Source organism: Mycobacterium palustre (genome assembly GCF_002101785.1).
GTDB classification, from domain to species: domain Bacteria; phylum Actinomycetota; class Actinomycetes; order Mycobacteriales; family Mycobacteriaceae; genus Mycobacterium; species Mycobacterium palustre.
On the sequence record NZ_LQPJ01000102.1, the window covers coordinates 127,679 to 149,061 of the forward strand.

The 21,383-nt window shown below is 64.5% G+C and carries 22 protein-coding genes; 8 read left to right on the top strand and 14 right to left on the bottom strand.

Going from position 1 to position 21,383, the window contains the following annotated elements; translation table 11 throughout:
- Nucleotides 1-10 precede the first annotated feature (10 nt).
- On the top strand, nucleotides 11-847 hold the full coding sequence (locus AWC19_RS14355; protein WP_085078724.1) for a hypothetical protein: 837 nt from the start codon (nucleotides 11-13) through the stop codon (nucleotides 845-847).
- Here the strand turns inward: AWC19_RS14355 and AWC19_RS14360 are convergent.
- Nucleotides 755-1,288: a TetR/AcrR family transcriptional regulator gene (locus AWC19_RS14360; protein ID WP_142281181.1), complete on the bottom strand. Its 534-nt coding sequence runs from the start codon at nucleotides 1,286-1,288 to the stop codon at nucleotides 755-757. The genes AWC19_RS14355 and AWC19_RS14360 overlap by 93 nt on opposite strands.
- 256 nt (nucleotides 1,289-1,544) lie before the next feature.
- Entirely contained in the window at nucleotides 1,545-2,744 is a 1,200-nt protein-coding gene (locus AWC19_RS14365; RefSeq protein WP_085078726.1) for a LuxR C-terminal-related transcriptional regulator, read from the bottom strand.
- 271 nt (nucleotides 2,745-3,015) lie between these two features.
- Here AWC19_RS14365 and AWC19_RS14370 point away from each other — a divergent pair, with 271 nt between their 5' ends.
- On the top strand, nucleotides 3,016-3,930 hold the full coding sequence (locus tag AWC19_RS14370) for a 1,4-dihydroxy-2-naphthoyl-CoA synthase (RefSeq protein ID WP_085078727.1): 915 nt from the start codon (nucleotides 3,016-3,018) through the stop codon (nucleotides 3,928-3,930).
- 124 nt (nucleotides 3,931-4,054) lie between these two features.
- Nucleotides 4,055-5,161, top strand: coding sequence for an NDMA-dependent alcohol dehydrogenase (locus AWC19_RS14375; protein ID WP_085078728.1), 1,107 nt, complete (start codon nucleotides 4,055-4,057; stop codon nucleotides 5,159-5,161).
- Nucleotides 5,162-5,234: 73 nt separating this feature from the next.
- On the opposite strand, the gene AWC19_RS14380 is transcribed toward AWC19_RS14375, so the two are convergent.
- Nucleotides 5,235-6,386 carry a helix-turn-helix transcriptional regulator gene (locus AWC19_RS14380; RefSeq protein WP_085078729.1) on the bottom strand — a complete coding sequence of 384 codons (1,152 nt, stop codon included), beginning with the start codon at nucleotides 6,384-6,386 and terminating at the stop codon, nucleotides 5,235-5,237.
- A 21-nt stretch (nucleotides 6,387-6,407) separates the two neighbouring features.
- Nucleotides 6,408-7,856 (bottom strand): aldehyde dehydrogenase, encoded by a 1,449-nt coding sequence (locus tag AWC19_RS14385; RefSeq protein ID WP_085078730.1) that lies wholly within the window; start codon nucleotides 7,854-7,856, stop codon nucleotides 6,408-6,410.
- A gap of 755 nt (nucleotides 7,857-8,611) precedes the next feature.
- On the opposite strand from AWC19_RS14385, the gene AWC19_RS29670 reads away from it, so the two are divergent.
- From AWC19_RS29670 to AWC19_RS14410, 5 genes are all read left to right on the top strand, one after another.
- Nucleotides 8,612-9,154, top strand: a complete 543-nt coding sequence (locus AWC19_RS29670) for a cytochrome c oxidase subunit 3 (protein WP_158090877.1) — start codon at nucleotides 8,612-8,614, stop codon at nucleotides 9,152-9,154.
- Complete coding sequence (locus AWC19_RS14395; protein ID WP_085078732.1) at nucleotides 9,154-9,429, top strand: cytochrome C oxidase subunit IV family protein; 276 nt, start codon at nucleotides 9,154-9,156, stop codon at nucleotides 9,427-9,429. Before AWC19_RS29670 ends, AWC19_RS14395 begins: the two co-directional genes overlap by 1 nt.
- 36 nt (nucleotides 9,430-9,465) lie before the next feature.
- Nucleotides 9,466-10,209, top strand: a complete 744-nt coding sequence (locus AWC19_RS14400; protein WP_245848971.1) for a hypothetical protein — start codon at nucleotides 9,466-9,468, stop codon at nucleotides 10,207-10,209.
- 65 nt (nucleotides 10,210-10,274) lie between these two features.
- The gene (locus tag AWC19_RS14405; RefSeq protein ID WP_085078734.1) at nucleotides 10,275-10,958 is read left to right on the top strand and encodes a 3-oxoacid CoA-transferase subunit A; all 684 of its coding nucleotides are present in this window, start codon (nucleotides 10,275-10,277) and stop codon (nucleotides 10,956-10,958) included.
- Nucleotides 10,955-11,635: a 3-oxoacid CoA-transferase subunit B gene (locus AWC19_RS14410; protein ID WP_085078735.1), complete on the top strand. Its 681-nt coding sequence runs from the start codon at nucleotides 10,955-10,957 to the stop codon at nucleotides 11,633-11,635. The genes AWC19_RS14405 and AWC19_RS14410 overlap by 4 nt, the downstream gene beginning before the upstream one ends.
- Before the next feature lie 30 nt (nucleotides 11,636-11,665).
- Here the strand turns inward: AWC19_RS14410 and AWC19_RS14415 are convergent, their stop codons facing one another.
- The 10 genes from AWC19_RS14415 to AWC19_RS14460 all read right to left on the bottom strand — a co-directional run bounded on the left by AWC19_RS14415 (nucleotide 11,666) and on the right by AWC19_RS14460 (nucleotide 21,321).
- Nucleotides 11,666-12,466 carry an enoyl-CoA hydratase/isomerase family protein gene (locus AWC19_RS14415; protein ID WP_085078736.1) on the bottom strand — a complete coding sequence of 267 codons (801 nt, stop codon included), beginning with the start codon at nucleotides 12,464-12,466 and terminating at the stop codon, nucleotides 11,666-11,668.
- Nucleotides 12,467-12,469: 3 nt separating this feature from the next.
- The gene (locus tag AWC19_RS14420) at nucleotides 12,470-13,285 is read right to left on the bottom strand and encodes an enoyl-CoA hydratase/isomerase family protein (protein WP_085078737.1); all 816 of its coding nucleotides are present in this window, start codon (nucleotides 13,283-13,285) and stop codon (nucleotides 12,470-12,472) included.
- 7 nt (nucleotides 13,286-13,292) lie between these two features.
- A complete protein-coding gene (locus AWC19_RS14425) occupies nucleotides 13,293-14,057 on the bottom strand; it encodes an enoyl-CoA hydratase/isomerase family protein (protein ID WP_085078738.1) in 765 nt (254 codons plus the stop codon).
- Nucleotides 14,054-14,812, bottom strand: coding sequence for an SDR family NAD(P)-dependent oxidoreductase (locus AWC19_RS14430; protein ID WP_085078739.1), 759 nt, complete (start codon nucleotides 14,810-14,812; stop codon nucleotides 14,054-14,056). Before AWC19_RS14430 ends, AWC19_RS14425 begins: the two co-directional genes overlap by 4 nt.
- Before the next feature lie 36 nt (nucleotides 14,813-14,848).
- Nucleotides 14,849-15,793 carry a hydroxymethylglutaryl-CoA lyase gene (locus AWC19_RS14435; protein ID WP_085078740.1) on the bottom strand — a complete coding sequence of 315 codons (945 nt, stop codon included), beginning with the start codon at nucleotides 15,791-15,793 and terminating at the stop codon, nucleotides 14,849-14,851.
- Entirely contained in the window at nucleotides 15,790-17,016 is a 1,227-nt protein-coding gene (locus AWC19_RS14440) for an acetyl-CoA hydrolase/transferase family protein (protein WP_085078741.1), read from the bottom strand. Before AWC19_RS14440 ends, AWC19_RS14435 begins: the two co-directional genes overlap by 4 nt.
- On the bottom strand, nucleotides 17,013-18,215 hold the full coding sequence (locus AWC19_RS14445) for a thiolase family protein (RefSeq protein WP_085078742.1): 1,203 nt from the start codon (nucleotides 18,213-18,215) through the stop codon (nucleotides 17,013-17,015). Before AWC19_RS14445 ends, AWC19_RS14440 begins: the two co-directional genes overlap by 4 nt.
- A complete protein-coding gene (locus tag AWC19_RS14450; RefSeq protein ID WP_085078743.1) occupies nucleotides 18,216-18,986 on the bottom strand; it encodes an SDR family NAD(P)-dependent oxidoreductase in 771 nt (256 codons plus the stop codon).
- Nucleotides 18,986-20,152, bottom strand: a complete 1,167-nt coding sequence (locus AWC19_RS14455) for an acyl-CoA dehydrogenase family protein (protein WP_085078744.1) — start codon at nucleotides 20,150-20,152, stop codon at nucleotides 18,986-18,988. Before AWC19_RS14455 ends, AWC19_RS14450 begins: the two co-directional genes overlap by 1 nt.
- Before the next feature lie 80 nt (nucleotides 20,153-20,232).
- The gene (locus AWC19_RS14460) at nucleotides 20,233-21,321 is read right to left on the bottom strand and encodes an acyl-CoA dehydrogenase family protein (protein WP_085078745.1); all 1,089 of its coding nucleotides are present in this window, start codon (nucleotides 21,319-21,321) and stop codon (nucleotides 20,233-20,235) included.
- Nucleotides 21,322-21,383: the final 62 nt, after the last annotated feature.

Genomic DNA, 21,383 nt, shown 5'->3' on the forward strand with positions numbered 1-21,383 from the left:
CTTGGGGCTCATGCCACCGATCGATCACCCATTGAACCTCACCGCGCAAGCCATTTTGAACTACGCCAGTTGGGGGTTGACCGCGGTCATCCTCGTGTTGGCCGTCAGAATGGGAATGCGCGAGCGCACCCCCTTTTACGTGTTTATGGTGTTCGCCGCCGCGGTGGGGGCGTTCGGTGAGCCGCTCTACGACGTGGCTTTTATGCTGTACTTCTACTCGACCCATGGGATGGTCACGCACTTCACCGCCTTCGATATCCCGCAGCCGATCTGGACACACAGCGGGTACGTCGTGCTGTACGCCGTGGCGGCCGTGTTCTTCGCCCGCGAAGTTTGGCGGGGAACGGTGACCCGCAGGAAGCTGTTCATCTTCGCCGGTATCGAATTGGCCATGTCGGCCGCCTTCGAAATATTCGGCATCAACGCCGGCACTTACAGCTACTGGGGACCGCACGTATTGCGAATCTTCAACTACCCGTTGGTCATCGGGATTCTCGAGGCCGTTCAGGTCATCTGCTTTACCGTGGTGGCCGCGCAGCTGCGGGCCCGCGCCACCGCCTGGTGGCAGTTGCTCGGGCTGTTCGTGATTTTTCCGGTCACTTTCTTCGGAGCCAACTTCGGCGCCGGCATGCCCACGATCATCGCCCTGCACTCCAAGGGCACGTCGTCGGCGCTGATTATGGCGTGCACGCTGGCAAGCATCGCGTTGGCCGTGGCGCTGGTCGCGATAGCGGGGTTGTTCGTGCCCGGGCGTTCAGCCGGTGATCCCGAGCACCGCGCGGGCGGCGTCAGTAAGCAACTCCCGGAGCCGGTCCTCGGCCAATCCGATGCCGTGGAACAGCGTTGACTGAATAGCCCCGATCGCGGCATGCACCACGGTGCGTGCGTCGGCGTCGCTGAGATCCTCGCGCAGTTCGTCGACCAAGTGGACCCACTCCTCAAGGTAGAGCCGCTGTTTGCGGCGCAGTCGGCGTCGATCCTCACCCGGCAGGTTATTGATCTCGTTGTGGTATACCTGCGCCAATTCCCGGTCGCTGACCACGAATTCGACTTGGCCGGCGATCAGTTGGTCGAGTGCCCGGGCGAGGTCGCTGGTGGTCTGCAGAATTTGCTGCTCGTCGCGCAATAAGTCATCGATGACCCGGTCGAACAGTGCGACAAGAACCGCCGACTTGCTATCAAAGTGGCGGTAAACACCCGATCCGGTGATTCCTGCCGCCGAACCGATCTCGGACATCGACACCGCGTGATACCCCTTGCGCGCCACGAGGTCCGCAGCGGCGGCCATGATTCGGGCCTTGCGTTCCGGGTCACGGGTGCGCGCGGGGGTCGGTGCGTCACCTGCTGCCCCTGCAACGATGATCCTCACCTCCGATGTGATGGCGGTCGACGCGATGCTATATGGGCTGTAATCGCTGATACATCCACCTATGGTTCAACATGTCCGCGGCGGATACCGCATGCAACGCTCTGCGTAAGTTCTGCACGACATTGGCGCCGGCAGCCTGCTGCTGTCAGCGCATCTCCCGCCGGAAGGAACTGCCCTACCCCTGGTCCGACTGCGTTCTACCGCGCGCTTGTCGGGCCCGGTGGTACTTGACAACAGCTTCCGTCCGGTTGGAGGCACCCAATTTGCGAAGGATGTGCTTGACGTGGGACTTCACCGTCCCCTCCGTGACGAACAGCGATGCGGCGACCTGGGCGTTCGTCTTGCCGGCCGCGATCGCGCGCAGGACCTCTGCTTCCCGGGAGCTCAGCTCACTCAGCAAGTGACTGTCGTCATCGCCGCCACCCAGCGGCGCCGACGGATCCAGGCCGATAAGGTCGTCCACCTGAGACAGCACTGGTGCTGCCGATTCGATCACGTCAAGGGTGAAGTCGTCGGCTAGTGAACCTGCGCGCCGCATGTGTTCCTCCGCCGCCTGGCGCATAGCCCGGAGTCGACCTGCCATTAGATTGCGCTCGAAGGCCAGCCCGAGGCCCGCGGCGAACAATCCCAGGACGTCCCGGTCGAACTCTGTTACGCCATGTGCGTGGGTGTGCCGGTCTGCGTGCACCAGGCCGATCGGCTTGCCCCAGCAGAACACAGGTGCCGCCACATAGGCCGCGGTCTGGGTTACCGCGACCAGTTCGGGATGGACATGGGGGTCGCTCTGCGGGTCGGCGACCAAGATGGGGGAGCCGCGCCGAACCATCTCCGATTCAACTAGCGGGTTGACCAGTTGCCGAGGGTGCGCGAGGCCCGCTTCGACCATTTTCGATGCCATCTCCTGGTCCGCCCCGGCGAAGGCCGAGCAGGTCACCCACCACCCGTTTTGAATGCGGGAGAAGAGCACCCGGGAAAAGCCCATCCGGTACACCTCGGTCGGGATGCGCTCGACCAGCGTGGCAGCCGAGGTCGCGGTGCGAAGTCCGTTGAGCGCATTCTGCGCGCTCTCCACCTGCTGGGACTGCAGCTTTAAGAGCGCATCTTTGAGTGCAACCTGGGTCTGTTCGGCCCGGAGTGCCAGTGCCGCCAAGGACGTTTGATCGCCGATGTTCCGCGTCACGCTGGTGAGTTCGAGCCGGCGGGTCAGGGCTTGGCGCGCCGCCGACAACGCGGCGTCAGCAGCATGAGTTTCAGGCCTGGGTTGGGCTGGGCAGAGATCGTCGACCCCGACCAGCTGTTCGGTCGTTCGCACGATTTCCCAGGCCTGCTCGATGCAGTCAAATACGTCGGGGGCCGACTGTACGAGCTGGCTCATCCAACCTCCTCCCGTGCCACGTTCGCGCAGTACGACCAGCGCCGCCAGCGCGTCGATGACCTGCGAAGACTAGTATATGTGACCTGCACCACTTCGTAGCCCAAAAGGATTAGGCAGCATTAATGATTACTATGGTCAGACCATAGCAAGTCGCCTCACGACGCAGGGCTCATTCGCTGCCATGCTTCTCGGCGTGGTGCATTTTTGTCCGCTAAAAGGTGGGGTTTCACCCGATGGTGTCCTGTCGCAAAGCCGCGCCTAGATTCACACCGTGACCGATAACCCGTTCGACCCGTCGCTGTGGCAGCTTATCGAGGGCTTCGAGGAACTCACCGACATCACCTATCACCGGCATGTGCTCGACGGTGTTAAGCAACCTACTGTCCGGGTCGCATTCAACCGGCCGCATGTCCGTAATGCGTTTCGTCCGCACAGCGTCGACGAGTTGTATCGCGCGCTCGACCATGCGCGGATGTCTCCAGACGTCGGTGTGGTGCTGCTGACCGGCAACGGGCCTTCCCCAAAGGACGGCGGTTGGGCGTTCTGTTCCGGTGGTGATCAACGCATCCGCGGACGCAGCGGCTATCAGTACGCCTCCGGAGAAACAGCCGACACCGTCGATGCCGCACGCGCCGGGCGGCTGCACATCATGGAGGTTCAGCGGTTGATCAGGTTCATGCCCAAGGTGGTGATCTGCCTGGTCAGCGGGTGGGCAGCCGGTGGCGGCCACAGCCTGCACGTGACGTGCGACCTGACCTTAGCCAGCCGCCAACATGCCCGGTTCAAGCAGACGGACGCCGACGTCGGCAGCTTCGACGGCGGCTACGGCAGTGCCTACCTCGCTAAGCAGGTGGGGCAGAAGTTCGCCCGCGAGATCTTCTTCCTGGGCGAGTCCTACACCGCCGAGCAGATGCACGAGATGGGCGCGGTCAACCGCGTCGTCGACCATGCCGAGTTGGAAACCGTCGGCCTTCAGTGGGCTGCGGCGATCAACGCCAAATCCCCCCAGGCCCAACGCATGCTCAAATTCGCGTTCAACCTGCTCGACGACGGACTCGTCGGCCAGCAAATCTTTGCCAGCGAGGCGACTCGGCTGGCCTACATGACCGACGAGGCCGTCGAGGGCCGTGACGCCTTTCTGGAGAAACGGGCGCCGGACTGGAGCCGGTTCCCCCGCTACTTCTAGAAACCTCAACCGGCTCCCTATCTCATTTCGGATCCCAATACACCCCTTGAGGGAGATGCCTGCGCAGTGCCGATCGGGTGACGATTGCGATCGAGACGTCTCGGCATTGGACGAAAGGTGCGCTGTGCGGACTAAGGCCGCGGTCCTGTGGGGGACCAATGAGAAGTGGCAGGTCGAAGAGGTCGAGCTTGATCCTCCCAAGGAGGGCGAGGTTCTGATCAAGCTCGTCGCCAGCGGATTGTGTCATTCCGACTACCACCTGGTGACTGGAGACATTCCAGTTCCACTGCCCTTCGTCGGCGGCCATGAAGGGGCCGGCATTATTGCCGGGGTGGGGCCAGGCGTCACGGAGGTCGCCGAGGGCGACTCAGTGGTGCTCAGCTTCTTGCCGGCGTGCGGGCGGTGCTCGCACTGTGCGCGCGGTATGACGAACCTGTGCGACCTCGGCGCCCATGTCATCCAGGGCCCGCAGCTGGACGGCACCTACCGTTTCCACGCGCGCGGCAAGGATCTGGGACAAATGTGCCTTCTGGGGTCGTTCGCCGAGTACACCGTTGCGCCCACGGCTTCGGTCGTCAAAGTTGACCAGGGCAGTCCGCTGGACCGCGCCGCGGTGATCGGCTGCTGCGTTCCCACCGGGTACGGCAGCATCGTGAACACGGCCGGGGTGCGCCCCGGTGACGCCGTCGCGGTCATGGGGATCGGGGGCATCGGCGCCAACGCACTCCAGGGAGCCAAACGTGCGGGCGCCCGGTTCATTGTGGCGATCGACCCGGTCGAGTACAAACGCAAGAAGGCGCTCGAGTTCGGTGCCACCCACACCGTTGCTGATGTCGCCGAGGCGCAGACATTGATCACCGAGTTGACGCGTGGCGTCATGGCTGACGCATGCGTGATAACGACCGATCATGCCGAGGGCGCTTACGTGGCTGAAGCTTTGAGCCTCGTCGGCCGCCGCGGCAAGGTCGTCGTCACCGCTATCGGCCATCCCACCGAAATGACCATGAGCGGGTCGCTGTTCGAGCTCATGCTCTACGAGAAGTCAATCCACGGCTCGTTGTTCGGCTCATCAAACCCCCGCCACGACATCCCGCGCTACCTCGAGATGTATGCACTCGGCGAGTTGAAGCTCGACGAGTTGATCACTCGGGAATACGCCCTGGACGATATCAATCAGGGCTATGAGGACATGTTGTCGGGCCGCAACATTCGTGGACTGATCCGCTTCTAGCGGTCGCAAGTCCTTTGCGAAGGGGTCGCCAGATGCGAGCGCCCGCTTATGAATGAAACTGTGGTGGTGTCGGTCAGCCGGCTTTGGCGGGTCCGGCGCCCGCCATAAGCTGGTGACAGCGCGCCACCGCTTCGGTCCGGTTGCTCGCGCCGAGCTTCCGCAAGATGTGCTTTACGTGCGACTTGACCGTGCCCTCGGTGACGAACAGCCCGTTGGCGATCTGGGCATTCGTCTTGCCGGAGGCAAGGTTTCGCAACACGTCCCATTCGCGGGGTGTCAGACGCTCGCCGCGCTCATCGCGTGGCGGGGGAGCTTGCGCCCTGCCTGTTCCACCCTGTGCCGCAAGGCCAAGTTCGGCAATGTCGAGAACGTCGGCGGTGAAGTCGTCGGCTATTGCCTGGACTCCCGCCAGGTAATCGGTGGTCGCCTGACGGACCGCCCGCAGCCGCTCCATCAGCTGGGCCCGCTCGATCGCCATACCGAGGCCCTCGGTGTACGTGCCCAATATGTAGCGATCGAAATTGTCTACGGCACAGTCGGTATCGCGATCAGCATGCATCATCGCCACCGGAACTCCCCAGGCGGTGACCGGGGCGGCGACGTAGCTAATGGTCCGGCTGTACCGGACGAATTCGGCGTGCACGCGAGGGTTCGACTGCGGATCGGCGACCACCATTGGCGTACCCCGGCGTACCATCTCACTTTCGATCAGTGGCCCGTTGAGGCGGCGTGGATTGGCACGGCCGATAGCGACAATTTCTTCGGCGAAGTCGGGATCATCAACTGCGAACGCGGTGCGAGCGAGCCAAATCCCTTGCTCGATTTTGGAAAAAAGGGCCCGCCGAAACCCGATCTGGCGTGCCTCGATTGGCGCGCGCTCGGCCAGGGCGGAGGTCGACGGCGCATTGCGCAGCCTGGACAGGGCCTCGCGGACTCCGAGCACCTTCTCAGCACGTCGTTGGATCAGCCCATCCTTGACAGCTGCCTCGGCGGCAACGGTGTTCAGTACTAGGGCGGTGGCCTTGGCCCTGGGGATCCCCGTCGTTGCCTCGGCGCCTCCGTCGAGGGCCCGCATGAGTGCTTGCCGGGTTGTTTTCAGCGCGGTGTTGCTGGACTTCAGATCTCCGTGGGCCGGTAGTGGGCAGATTTCGTCCGTCGCAAGCAACTCGGCTGCAACACTGACGATCTCGCGGCTTCGTTCGATCGCTTCGTCGTGATCAGTCATAGACACCGTTGTCCTTTCCACTCAAGCCGGCGGCAGGTAGATCGTCTTGTAAACCTGGTATGCGTGCAGGCCCTCGGGTCCGAGTTCTCGGCCCATGCCGCTGTCCTTGATACCGCCGAACGGCGCGACGGGCTCGTTGACGTAGTGGTTGACGCCGACCGTGCCCGAACGCACCTTGCGTGCGACCTCAGTGGCGCGCCCGGCGTCGGAGGACCATACCGTTCCGCCGAGGCCGTAGGCGGAATCGTTGGCGATCGCGATGGCCTCGCTCTCGTCGCCGTAGGGGACGACCGACAACACCGGTCCGAAGATTTCTTCGCGGGAGATTGTCGCGTTGTTGTCAACGTCGGCAAACACTGTCGGCTCCACGAACCAGCCCTGGTCAAAACCCGGCGGTCGCGAGCCGCCCGTAGTCAGCCGGCCTTCCAGCTTCCCCTTCGCGATGTATCCTTCCACGCGCTCGCGCTGACGGCTCGACACCAGCGGGCCGATTTTGGTTTTGGGGTCCAAGGGGTCGCCGATAGTGAGCGAGCGAGCCAAATCGGTAATGGTGTCTACGATTTCGGTGTATCGACTGCGCGGAGCGAGTACCCGGGTGCTGAGCCAGCAAATCTGCCCGTTGTTGAGCAACGTGGCTCCGAAGAAGGATTCGATCGACGCACCTAGATCCGCGTCATCGAGCACGATGGCCGCCGACTTGCCGCCGAGCTCCAGTGTTACCGGACGAAGCAATCGACCACACGTTTCAGCGATGGCCCGGCCGGTGGTGGTCGATCCGGTGAAAGAGATTTTGTCGATGCCGGGATGAGACACGAGGTAGGCGCCGATGTCAGCGCCGCCGGGCACGACATTGAGGACACCGGCCGGCAGTCCGGCGGCCACGGCGGCCTCTGCCATCAGGAAGGCGTCGAGCACGGTTTGCTCTGCAGGCTTGAGCACCACCGTGCAACCGGCGGCCAAGGCGGGCGCGACCTTGAGGAAAGAAATGCCCTGCGGAACATTCCACGGCACGATCGCGCCGACCACCCCGACAGGCTGTCGGGAGACCAACGAGGTGCCACCGAGCATGCCAGGGCGCTCTTCTTCAACAGGAGCACTGTTCATCACGTCGCTGTAGTAGCGCAGCAGCAGGGGAGGGAAGATCGTTTCGAATTGCTGGGCCAACCAGATGGGCATGCCGTTCTGCATGGAGACCCGTGCCGCAGTCTCAGCACCGCGCGCGTCCAGCTCGGCGGCGAATTGCTCCAGCGCCTCGCCCCGCTGCTTCGGGTGCCAGGAGGCCCACCCGCCGGGTTCGTCAAACGCCGCCCTGGCAGCAGCCACCGCGGCGTCGACATCCGGCTCGCTTGCCCGCGGCACCGATCCGATCAACTCTTCGGTGGTCGGGGAATGCACAGCGATCGTGTCCGCCGTGGCGGGATGTGTCCATTGACCTCCGACGTAGAGCTCGCGGTAGTCGATCGCTGGCATTTAGCCTCCTCGTCAGTGACGCAGTGCGAACTGTGGTGACTATGTGATAGCTGTCACGTACAGGGTGATCGCGCCAACATGCAAGTTCAATTGTTATTATGGTCAGACCATAAAGTTCACCCTGTTGAGGTACCTCTAAAGGGCGAGGCCCCGGATCGTCAGGGCCGTTGCATCGTGGGTGATGCCCGGTGCTCGAACCGAACCCGAGCAGCGACGGACGGAACGTCGTGGATTAGGGGCGGGAAGGGCCCCACGCCGGACGACCGAAGCCGGTCTTGCCGGCGCCCGGCGTCAAACTACTACGCCCTGGCCCCGCACGCGAGAAATCCGATGCGCGATAACGCGTCTTCAGCCTCGGCGACAAGCCGCCGCACCGTCCTGCAACGCATCGTCGCCCTCACCGCCGCCATCGCTTTTGACCGGTGAGTGGCAACGATATGGGCGGCACGGGCGGTTCGTCAGCTCGCGACCTTGTGACTATCGCGCAGGACTTCGGCCCGATCCCCGCGATGCCGCCGGTTTCCCCCAGAAGGGGCAGCAATGGTGCCCCTAGGGGCGAAGCACTGGCTGCGGTGCTAGGGCGAGGATGGCAGGAATCCACGCGCACACAGCGCGTGACACTTGGAGTGCCCGATGACGATGGATGCCGACGTTGGCTGCTCTGCCGTTGCCGCAGCGTACCGCGCGCCGGTGGCCGGATAGTCGCCGTGGCTGCCCTCTCCACCCACTCCACGAGGCGTGGGCGGCTGCCTGGCGTGGAGGGCATTTGGGCCCTCATCGGCGCAGACTCGCTCGTCTTCGCAATCCTGTTCGGCAGCTTCATGGCTGAACGCCGCCAGCACCCGGGAGTCTTCGAGGCGTCGCGGCACACACTCAACATGGATTTGGGCGGCATGGACACGCTGATCCTGCTGACCAGCTCGTGGACGGTTGCCTTGGCGATACAGGCCCTCAAAGCTGACCTTGTCGCCCGAGCACCGCGTTACCTGCTCGCCGGAGTGCTCACCGGCGCTTTGTTCATGGTGTCGAAGTCAATTGAGTACTTCCAGAAAATCACCCACGGCATCACGCCCGGCACCAACGGCTTCTTCATGTGGTACTTCACGCTCACTGGTGTTCATTTGTTGCACGTCGTGCTGGGTACCGCGCTGTTGACCTACGTATGGATGCGATCGCGGCGTGGCTGCTACCACAGCAGCACGCGAGCGGTGCCCGAATGCGCAGCCTCCTTCTGGCATCTGGTCGATCTGCTGTGGATCGTGTTGTTCCCGTTGCTTTATCTGATGAGGGCGGCCTGATGGCCGTGCTGCGTGAACGGGTCACCAAAGTCTGGCTTGTCCTGATCGCGTTGACGGTGGTGACGACCTGGGTGCTGTCGAACGATGTGTTCAGTCCCGCTGCCGCGGTGGCCGGAATCTTTTTGATCGCCGCCCTGAAAGTGCGATACGTGATGTTGGACTTCATGGAACTTCGCTGTGCGCCGCAGTCGGTGCGAGCCGTCTTCGAAGGATGGATCGTCGTCGTGATCGCGCTGATTGGCGGCTTTTGGTTCCTCACCCCACCGGTCGGGTGACGCTTTGCCGACCGTTGCCGATCCGCAATGTCCGCAGTGAAAGGGGTAGTCGTGTCAGACAAAGGCAGGACCAAGTCGCTCAAGATCGGGCTCTGGTGTAACTGGATCTTCGTCGCCCTCACCGCGATCGGCTGGCTGGGGATCGCACACTTCATTCTGCCGGCGCGGGCGGACTTGGGCTTGGAGGCGACCAAGGTGTGGTTCACCGACACTCACCACTGGGGTGTCATCTTCGGCTGCACGCTGTTCTATATCGCCGCCGGGATACTGACGCCCGGGTCGATCGCGTTCGGCATCATGTTGTCGAAAGTCGAAGGCCGCCACCCAATCTGGTCGTACACCACCGCGGTGTGCGGTGTGTTCATCTCGTTGATCGTCTTCTTCAACTGCTGCGCATGGATCGTGGCCGCCTATCGGCCGGAGTTCGGGGCTGACGTGATTCAGTCCTGGTATGACTGGGCGTGGTTCGCCTTTCTCCTCGGCTGGATCTATCTGGCGATTGAGATGGGTGCCACGGCCATCGTGGAACTGATGGATGACCGGCCCCAGCCGATGGTGCCGCGCTGGTTCACTTGGTTGACGGTCGCCGGCGCTCTGACGATATTTTTCGCGGCCGGACCGGCATTCACCAAGAGCGGACCATTCGCCTACCACGGGTTGCTGGCGTTTTACCTACCGGTCGCCGTCTGGGGCGCCTACATTGCGGTGACTACCTGGTTCCTGGTCAAGGAACTTCAACGCACGCCCGAGTCCGCCGGGGTTGCAGCGCCGGCTGTCTGACTATTTTCAGTTTCGGCATAAAGAGCCATCCCGATCGTCTTGGCGAACTGCACAGGAGGAACATCGTGACCCCGACCATCACTGACAACCCCGCCGAAGCGGTCGCCGGCATCCACGACGGCGCCACCATCTTGGTCGGTGGTTTTGGCATGGCCGGTATGCCTCTCAGCCTCATCGAAGCGCTCGTCGAGCAAGGCGCCTCCGGCCTGACCATCGTCAGCAACAATGCCGGCACCGGCGAAACCGGTGTGTCCGCCTTGCTAGCCGCCGGTCGGGTACGCAAGTTCGTTTGTTCCTTTCCGCGCCAGGAAGATTCATACGTGTTCGATCGCCTCTATCGCGCCGGCCAAATCGAGCTTGAACTCGTGCCCCAGGGCACTCTCGCCGAGCGGCTTCGTGCCGCCGGAGCCGGTATCGGCGCGTTCTTTTGTCCCACCGCCGTCGGTACTCCGTTGGCCGAAGGCAAGGAAACTCGCACCATCGACGGCCGCGAGTATGTCCTCGAGTACCCGATCCGTGGCGACTACGCTCTCATCCGCGCCCATCGCGCCGACCGAATCGGTAACCTGGTTTACCGAAAGACCGCCCGGAACTTCAATCCCGTGATGGCGGCCGCGGCGGCCACCACCATCGTTGAAGTCTCCGACGTCGTCGATGTCGGGGGTATCGACCCCGAACACGTTGTCACGCCAAGCATCTACGTCGATCGCGTGCTACGGCGATCAAACAACCAAAGGAAGGTGTCATGACCACCGCTCGCGAGTATGTCGACCGCAAGCCCCTCACCCGTGCGGAAATGGCAGCCGCCGTTGCCCGCGACATCCCCGTCGGCTCGATCGTCAATCTCGGCATCGGGCTGCCCACCAGCGTCGCCGGCTATCTCCACCCCGATCAGCAGGTCACGTTGCATACCGAAAACGGGATGTTGGGGATGGGACCCGAGGCCCACGGCGAGGACATCGATCCCGACCTCATCAACGCCGGAAAAATTCCCGTCACGGAATTGCCCGGCGCCGCCTACTTCCACCACGCCGATTCGTTTGCCATGATGCGCGGCGGGCACCTCGATATCTCGGTCATGGGCGCGTTCCAAGTCTCCAGCAGGGGGGATCTTGCCAACTGGAGCACCGGCGCGCCCGACGCCGTCCCCGCGGTTGGCGGCGCGATGGACCTGGCAATCGGCGCCAAGGCCGTCTACATCATGATGCCGCTGTTCGCCAAAGACGGCACCCCGAAATTCGTGCCCGAGTGCACCTACCCGCTCACCGGAAAGCGCTGCGTCAGCAAGATTTACAGCGACCTGGCCATCATCGGAATCGACCACGAGCAGGGAGCGACCGTCTACGAAACGTTCGGCATCTCATTGGCGGATCTCGCAAGACGACTTGATATGCCGCTGCTGAAGCAGACCCCCGTCACCGTATAGCCCCGTCGCGTAGCTGGCGTGCGCGGGTGATCACGACAACGCGGTGCGGCATACCACCTGGCTGCGGTTTTCCAACTCCAGGGCGGCCAGAAACGAGGTGACCTCGGCGCTGCGCATCAGCGAGTTCTTCGTTGCCCGTACACCTTCGGCGCCGTTGGCGACGATGGATTCGGCAAGCTCGATGGCCGCGGCGACGACGTCGTCGCCGTCGGCAACGATGCGGTTGGCCAGACCGATGCGAACCGCTTCGTCGGCCTTCACGGTGCGGCCGGTGAAGGAGATTTCGGCGGCCCTGGCCGGGCCGACTACACGCGACAGGTGCCAGGACGCTCCAAGCTCACCGATCGATAGCCCAACACGGACGAAACCTGCGCTGAAATTCGCGGACCGGCTGGCCAGTCGGATGTCGGCCGACAGTGCCAGCGACAGCCCACCGCCCGCGACCGGTCCGCTGATCGCGGCGATCACCGGAAACGGCAAGGCGCGCAAGCCCGAGGTCCCCGCCGCGGCGGTATCGATTAGTTCGTTGAACTCGGGGATCGTCATCTCCGTGATGACTGCGACCTCCGCGAGGTCGAAGCCGGTGCAGAAGGTTGCACCGCCGGCGCCTGTGATTATTAGCGCGCGCAATGGCGCCTTGCGTAACGTGTGTGCGTACCAAGCGATTTCGCCGAACATTTCGACCGTCTGAGAGTTACCGCGGTCGGGGCGGTTCACCGACATCAGCCCGATACCGGGCCGTGGCTCCGCGAAGGTCAGTGTGTTGGCCGAGCCGAGCTCGGCGATGATGTCTGCCATTGGCCGCTGCGCCACCCGGTTCCACGTGCCCATTGGTCAGCGGCCCGTGAAGTTCGGTGGGCGCTTCTCTCGGAATGCCGCGAGCGCCTCGGGCATGTCGGCGCATCGGGTCAGCAGCGCCTGGCCCCGGCTCTCCAGTTCGAGCGCGGCGGCGAACGAGTCGATCTCCATATTGGCCTGCAGCGCACGTTTGGACAGCTTGACTCCGCCGGGGGAATTGGCGCAGATCTGACGCGCCATCGCCAAGGCTTCATCGAGCAGGTCGTCCGCCCCGGTGACCGCGTTGAGTAGTCCCAGCCGTTCGGCCTCCTCGGCTTCGACGATTCTTCCGGTGTAGGCGATGTCGGCCGCCTGCGCGGGCCCGATGAGCCGGGGCAACAGCCAGGAGGCGCCCAGGTCGCCGGCCGACAGCCCGATCCGCACGAACGCGGCGTTGAATCTGGCTGCGGGAGAACCCAATCGGATGTCGGCCATCAGGCTCAGCGAAAAGCCGCCGCCGGCCGCGGCCCCGTTGACCGCAGCGATCACCGGCACCGGGATGGCGCGCACCGCGGCAAGCGCGCGGGCGGCGTTCTCCTGGCGTTCGAGCATCCCGAGGGGCGATAAACCCGGAAGGCCCTCGGCGTCGTCGAGGTCATAGCCCGCGCAGAACGCGTTTCCCGCGCCGGTCAGGATCACCACGCGCACGGCACTGTCGGCGCCGAGCGACCGGGCGACCTCCTCCAATTCGTTGAACATCGTCACGGTCATCGCATTGAGACGGTCGGGCCGGTTCAGCGTGACGAGGACAACGCCTTCGGCTGGTTGTGTCACTGTGAGCGTGTGTAGCTCCGCGGAGGTCGGGCTCATCATGCACTTCCTAACCGAATTTCGGGGCGCGCTTTTCCACGAAGGCCCGCAGCCCCTCGGCGGCCTCGCCGTGCTCGAACAGCTCCTGAATCTGCTCGACTTCGTACCGCAGTCCCTCGGCGAGGGGAAGGTTGGCGGCGGCGTCGACCGTCCGTACCACCGCCCGCTGCGCGGGCGCCGACGCGGCGCAGAGTTCTTCGGCCAAGGCGCGTGCGGTCGACACCGCGGCGCCCGGTTCGACGAGCCGGTCGATTAGTCCGACGCGAAAGGCTTCGGTCGCATCGATCTGGCGTCCGGTCAGCATCAGGTCCAGTGCGGGGCCGCGGCCAACCAGGCGCGGCAGGCGCTGCGTTCCGCCGGCACCGGGAATGAGGCCGAGCTTGACCTCCGGCAAGCCCAGCTTCGAGGTGGACCCGGCAACCCGCAACGTGCAGGCCATCGCGAGTTCCAGGCCGCCGCCGAGCGCCAGCCCGTCGATCGCGGCCACCGACACCGCGGCGTGGTCGGCGAGCCGGTTCAAACTGGAGCGCAAACTGTCGCCATAGGCTTTGAACGATGCGGCGTCGACGGTCGTCATGTGTTTGATGTCGGCGCCCGCGGCGAAGAAGCCGTCCAGGTCAGATGACACCAGCAGCACTTTCGGCTGCGACTTATCCGCGGCGTCGAGGGCGGCGTGCATTCCCTCGATGATCGCCGGCCCGAGCGCGTTGGCCGGCGGCCGGTTCAGCACGATGTGCAGCACCGGACCGTCGGCGGACCAGGTGACCGCACTCATGCCATCGTCAACCCGCCGCTGACCGACAGGGTCTGACCGGTGATGTAGCCGGCGGCATCGGAGGCGAAAAAGGCCACCGCCGCGGCGACGTCGGCCGGAGTCGCCAGCCGTTTCATCGGCACCGACCGGGTCATCCCGCCGATCACCTTGTCGGCGTCCTCCCCGGAGTTGTCGGCGACTTTGCGCAACGCCGGGGTATCGGTGGGACCGGGGCACACGGTGTTGACCGTGACGCCCTTGGTGGCGACCTCGCGTGCCAACGTCTTGGTGAAGGCGATGATCCCGCCCTTGGCGCCGGAATACACGGCTTCCAGTGAGGACCCGACCCGCCCCGCGTCGGAGCCGATGTTGACCACCCGTCCGAAGCCGCGCTCGACCATGCCGGGCACGACGGCGTGGCAAACTCGCAGCGCGCCTTTGAAGTTGATGTCGAGGATCCGGTTCCAGAAGTCCTCGGTGGTCTTTAAAAACGGCATGAAGTCGTCCCAGCCGGCGTTGTTGACCGCGATCTCCACCTCGCCGAGTTCCGCGGTGACCGTCTCGACCGCGCCGCGGACCGATGCGGTTTCGGTGACGTCGACGTGCACCGCGATCGCCTTGCCCCCGGCGTCGACGATGCGTTTGGCGGTTTCCTGCGCGGCGTCGATGTTGAGGTCCGCGACGGCGACGCGAAAGCCGTTGTTGCCCAACGTTTCGGCTATGCCGGCGCCGATGCCCTGGGCGGCGCCGGTGACGAATGCGACACGGTCGGTCATAGTTGGCCTTACCTGCCTTTCAGTGCTCGGTGTCTGTTAATTGCAGCCGGTTCCGGTGCCGTCGGGATGCCAGTCCACCGGACCGGCGACGATGCAGTGGCTGGTCAGCTTGCGCCCAAGCACGCTCTGGGCGGCGCGGGCCGCGTCGATCACCGCGGGCAGGCTCACGCCGGTGGCCACACCCATCTCGTGGAACATGTTGATCAGGTCCTCGGTGGCGATGTTTCCCGTGGACCCGGCGGGAACGGGGCAGCCGCCCAGCTCCCCGAAGCTGGATTCGAAGCTGGTGCAACCGGCCTGCAAGGCCGCGTACGCATTAGCGAGGCCCTGCCCGCGGGTGTTGTGGAAATGGGCGGTGATCTCGATGCCGGGCAGGCGTTCGAGTGCCGCTGAGAAGATGTCGAAAACGTAAGCGGGATGCGCCATTCCGGTGGTGTCGCCGAACCCGATCTCGGCGCAGCCGGCGGCGGCGAACTGCTCGGCGATCTCCAACGTGCGCTCCATCGGGACCTTGCCCTCGAACGGGCAGCCGAACGCCGTGGCGATCACCGCGGTGGGGCGGAGGCCTTCGGCGTCGATGCGTTTGGCGACGATCTCGTTGTCGGCCATTGATTCGTCGATGGCCCGGTTGACGTTGCGCCGGTTGTGGGTTTCCGACGCCGAGACGAACATCGCGACTTCGTGGAACCGGTCCCGAACTTTGAGTGCGTTGTCCAGGCCGCGGTTGTTCGGCACCAGCACCGTAAGTGAGACGTGCTCGGGAATATCCACGCCGCTCAAGACTTCGACGGCGTCGGCCAGCTGGGGGATGACATCGGGACGTACGAAGCTGGCGATCTCGATGCGATCGAGGCCGGTCCGCGCCAATTGGTTGATGAGTGCAATCTTGTCCTCGGTGCTGATGATCTCGGGTTCGTTCTGAAAACCGTCGCGGGGACCCACTTCGCGGATGCGGGCGGTGGCGGGCAATGTGGGACTCATAGCTTGGTGATCTCCTTCTCCAATTGCTCACGGAACTCGGGGGCGGCGATGGTGGCCAGTCGGCGGGCCCGCTCACCGATGCTGCAGCCGCGCAGGTGTGCCGCGCCGTGCTCGGTGACGACGACGTCGACGTCGGACCGGGCGGTGGTCACCACCCCGCTGTCGAGGCGGGATTTGATCGTTGAGCGGCCGCGGAATTGCGAACGCAGGGCAATGATCGAGCGCCTGCCGGTGAGGGCGGCGGCGCGGGTGAAGTCGACTTGGCCGCCGACGGCGCCGACGTAGACGCCGCCGCTGACCTCGGCGCCGACTTGGCCGGACAGGTCGACCTCCACGGCGAAGTTGATCGACACCAGGGAGGCCAATTCGGCGAGAACCCGGGGGGAATGGGTATAGCTGGTCGGTCGAAATCGGGTGGGTAACTCGGGAATGCGTCGGTAGAGTTCTGCGGATCCCAGCGCAGTGCCGACGACGACGAGACCGGGCTCGATTTCCTTGTGCCGGCCGGTGGCTACCCCTTTGTCCACCAATCGCATCAGGGCGTCGGTGATCATGCCGGTGTGAAAGCCGAGGTCTTGGTGCTCGGCGAGGGCTTCGAGGACCGCCGCGCCCAGTGATCCGACGCCCAGTTGGACGGTGTCGCCGTCGTCGACCAGTGCGGCGATGTGTGCAGCGATTCGCCGGTCCACCGCATCGGGCGGGCGGGTCGGGTCTTCGGGTAGGGGGCGGTCGGTGGTGATGGTGGCCGCGAACCGTTCGAGGGGAATCGGTTCCGTTCCGATGGTGGCAGGCATTTGGGCGTTGATCTCGGCGACCAGCACTGGGGTGTGCCCGACGGCATCGGCGACGTAGTCTACGCCGATGCCCAGCGAGCACCGTCCGTCGGCGTCCGGTGGCGACACCTGGACCAGCCCGACGTCGCAGGGCAGTCGGCGTTCGGCGAACATCCTCGGCAGCGCCGAGTAATGACACGGGACGACGTCGAGCCGTCCGATTCGGCTGAGCTCCCGCAGCTCCCCTAATCCCCCGTAAGACACCATCGACACGCGTGCGGGCATGTTCAGCGCCAGCTGGTCGTTCCAGGACAGGCCGGTGAACGTCCGGATCGGTCCGATGCGGGCGTTCTGGGTGATCAGCGCATTCACCAGGGGGCGGGGTTCGGCGGCTGCCTGGCCCCACCACACTCCGTCGCCGCGCGACAAGAACTTGGTGAAATCGATCAAGACGGCACTCGCTGGATGATGGTGCCGGTGCCCAGACCGCCGCCGCAGCACATGGTCACCAAACCGAGGTTGGCCTCGCGTCGCTCGAGTTCGGCGACCAGCGTGGCGATCAGCCGCGCACCCGTGGCACCGACGGCGTGGCCGAGAGCGATCGCCCCGCCATTGACGTTGACCCGCTCGGGGTCCGCTTTGAGTTCACGCTGCCAGGCCAAGACGACGGAGGCGAAAGCCTCGTTGACTTCGAACAGGTCGATATCATCGACCGACAAGGCATTGCGTTCTAACAACTTTCGGGTCGCCGGTATGGGACCGGTGAGCATGATGATCGGGTCCACTCCGACGGTGGTCTGATCGACGATGCGGGCCCGGATGTGCAGCCCGTGCTCGCGGGCGGCGTCCTGCGAGCACAACAGCACCGCGGCGGACCCGTCGGAGATCGGCGAGGAGGTCCCCGCGGTGATGGTGCCGTTTTCCCGCCGGAACGCGGGCCGCAGTCCGGCTAAGGCCTCGACGGTGGTGTCGGGGCGCACGCATTGATCGCTGGTGCGCCGCTCACCATCCAGCAGCAGCGGCACCATCTCCGCATCGAACCGGTGCTCGGCGATCGCGGTTGCGGCGGCTCGGTGTGAACCAGCGGCGAATTCGTCCATCTCGGCGCGGCCGATGCCCCAGCGGTCTGCGATGAGCTCGGCACTTTCGCCCTGGTGCACGAAGCTGTATCGCTCGCGCAACTCGGGCGGCCACGGGTCACCGTACAGCTCGCTGATCTTGATGGGGGAGTCGATCGGGACGTGGCCCATGTGCTCCACGCCGCCGGCGATCACGATGTCGTGGGTACCGGAGGCGATCAGCGCTGCACCCATCTCGACGGCGGTTTGCGCCGAACCGCAGCGGCGATCCAAGGTGGTAGCCGGAACTTCCGGGGGGAATCCGGCCTGGAGCCAGGCATTGCGCCCGATGTTGCGGGACTGTTCCCCGAAAGGCGCTGTGCAGCCGATGATCAAGTCGTCGATCACTGCGGGTTGGAGTCCTGTCCGCGAGATCAGCTCGGTGTAGCAGGCGGCCAGGATGGTGTTGGGGTGCATGTCGCGATACCAGCCGCGTTCGGGGTGCGACTTGCCGATGGGGGTGCGCACCGCCTCGGCGATGAACACGGCACGGCCGGCCCGGGTGAAGGGTCCGTCTACCGATGCGTTCACCTACATCACCGTCCCGCCGTCGACGGGCAATACCTGGCCGGTGATGTAAGAGCCGGCGTCCGAGGCGAGGAAGAGGAAGCTTGGCGCGATCTCCTCGGGTGTGGCCCACCGTCCCAGCGGAATACGGGCCAATGTCTTCGCCGCGAGTTTCTCGTTGGCGCGGATGTTGGCCGTCATCGCGGTGGCCGCCAGCGGCGCGATCGCGTTGACAGTCACTGCTTTTCCCGCCAATTCGCGAGCGAGTGATTTGGTCAGCCCCACGATGCCCGCCTTGGCGGCGCCGTAGTTCACCTGACCGATGGTGCCGGTCAGTCCGGCCGCGGAGGTGACGTTGATGATGCGGCCGCGACCATCGTCGGGCAGAAGTGCTTGTGCGGCATGGCTGCACAGGAAACTGCCGACCAGGTGAATGTCCACTATCCGGCGGAAGATCTCTTCTGTCTGGTTGGCAAGCATCGCCGGGGCGATGGCGCCGGCGTTGTTTACGAGGATGTACAGTTTTCCGTGCGTCAGCGCCGCGGCCCGCGCGGTGGCGTCGGCGGCGGCCGCCGCGTCGCGCACGTCGAATCCGAACGAGTCGGCCCGGCCGCCGTCGGCGGTGATCTCGTCGGCGACCGCCGCGGCGGCGTCTTTGTCGATGTCGCCGACCAGCACTGCCGCACCCGCGGCGGCGAATGCCCGCGCGACAGCGGCACCGACACCAGCGCCGGCCCCCGTCACCAACGCCGAACGGCCGTCAAGGCGGAACACTTCCGCAAGGTCGCCGGCCATCAGTAGCTCCTCGGCATGCCGAGGACGTGTGAGCCCAGGAAGTTGAGGATCATTTCCTGGCTGATCGGCGCGATCCGAGTGAGCCGCGCCTCGCGAAAGTATCGGGCAACGTGGTACTCCTCGGAGTAACCCATCCCGCCATGGGTCTGCAACGCACGGTCGGCCGCATCGAAACCGGCTTCGGCGCAAAGGTATTTGGCGGTGTTGGCCTCACGGCCGCACGGTTTACCGTTGTCGTACAGCCAGGTGGCCTTACGCAGCATCAACTCGGCGGCATCCAGCTTGGCCAGCGAGTCGGCCAGCGGAAACTGGATGCCTTGGTTCATCGCGATCGGGCGGCCGAATACCTCGCGCTCGTTGCCGTAGCGAACGGCGGCGCGAAGGGCGGCGCGGCCTATTCCGAGTGCTTCGGCGGCGACCAGGCAGCGTTCGGGATTCAGGCCGTCGAGAATGTATTGGAAGCCTTTGCCCTCCTCGCCCACTCGGTCCTCGACGGGAATCTCGAGGCCATCGATGAACAATTCGTTCGATGTCACGGCATTGCGACCCATCTTCGGAATCGGTCTGATGTCGACCTTGCTCCGGTCCAAGTCGGTGAGAAATAGCGTCAATCCGTCCGTTTTGCGGGCGACGTCCTCGAATTTCGTTGTGCGGGTGAGCAATAGGATCTTCTCGGACTCCACCGCCTTGGAGATCCAGACTTTACGTCCGTTGACAACATAGTGGTCGCCATCGCGGCGGGCGAAGGTCGTGATTCTGGTGGTGTCCAGGCCCGCGCCGGGCTCGGTCACGCCGAAGCAGACGTGGAGGTCGCCGCTGACGATCCGGGGCAGTGTGCGGCGCTTGAGTTCGTCGGATCCGTGCACTATGACCGGGTGCATGCCAAAAATCGACATGTGAATGGAACTGGCGCCGTTCATTCCGGCACCGGAAGCGGCGACCTCCTCGAGCAGGATCGACGCCTCGGTGATGCCGTAGCCGTGACCGCCGTATCGCTCAGGCGCGGTGATTCCAAGCCAGCCGCCTTGGGCGAACGCGTCGTAGAACTCTTGAGGGAATTCGTGATCGCGGTCCTTTGTCATCCAGTAGTGATCGTCGAACTTGCCGGCCAGCTCTGCGACTGCGGACCGGATCGTCTGCTGATCCTCGGTCGGCTCGAAGTCCACGCCGAACTCCCTTCAGCACTGCGATGTCGAAATAATGATACTAATGGACAGACCAAAACGAAAGGTCGCCGTCGTCGGGCTCATGAGGCGGCCGGCACGATCGGCAGCCTGGCTGCGATTTGTTCATTCCATGCTGCTGGCGCGCCGAAGAGGATGCGGTCCAGCTTGGCCCGCTTATAGAACAACTGCAGGTCGTATTCCCAGGTGTAGCCGATGGCGCCGTGCACGGTAAGTGCAGCATCGGCAAGCTCGGCGCTATGCTGCGTCACCTGGGCCTTGGCGGCGGCGGCGTGCAGCACGGCTTCGGGGGCCCCCTCCTGTGCCGATGCTGCGGCGAACAACGCTATGGAGTAGCACGATTCGACTGTCACCAGCATCTGGGCAGCCGCATGTTTTACCGCCTGGAATGCCCCGATTGGGCGGCCAAACTGCTTGCGCTGCATCGAGTAATCAACGGTCATGTCGAGCATTCGCTCAGCGGCGCCGAGGGCGTCGGCGGCCACCAGCGCCGCGGCCCGCCCGGCGAGCGCCGTGAGCACCACTTCGGCGTCGTCGTCGAGTTCGATCGGACTGGCGGGGGCCGCATCGAACACCACGTCACCAGCGCTGCGAGAACGGTCGAGGAGTGTCCGCGGGTGAACGTGGACGTTGCCACCGTCACGTTCGACGACTGCCAGACCCGTGCCCCCTTCCGAATGGGTCACCGGGACCAGGAAGCGATCGGCTTCATCGGCCGCCAAAACGCAGGGTATCTGTCCGTTGACCAGGCCATTGCTCATGGGCAACGCCGAACCGGTGGACGGGATTCGGTCGCAGCGCACTGCCAAAACGGTCAGTTCGCCGCCTTCGAGAGCGGCCCGCGCCAGTTTGGGTTCCCGCATCAGTGCCGCATCGGCTACGGCTCGCGCCAGCCAGCGCGCCGACGGCGCTGCGGCACGGCCAAGTTCGCGTGAGGTTAACGCCATTTCCAGCAGATTTCCGCCTTGCCCGCCGACGGCTTCGTCGAAGCCGACACCGGCCCAACCATTTTCGGTCAGGGCGTCGTCAAACGTCCGATAGTCCCCGGCGTCCAGCCACGCGCGCAACTGAGTCGGATCAGCGCTCGCAGTCAGCCATTCTCGTAGCGATTCGGCGTAAAGGTTCTGTTCATCAGAGAGTTCCCAGTGCATGTGTCTCTCCACGAGGTGATGGGCGGCGACTCGATTGGATCCCGGTGAAGCTGAGCCGCGGA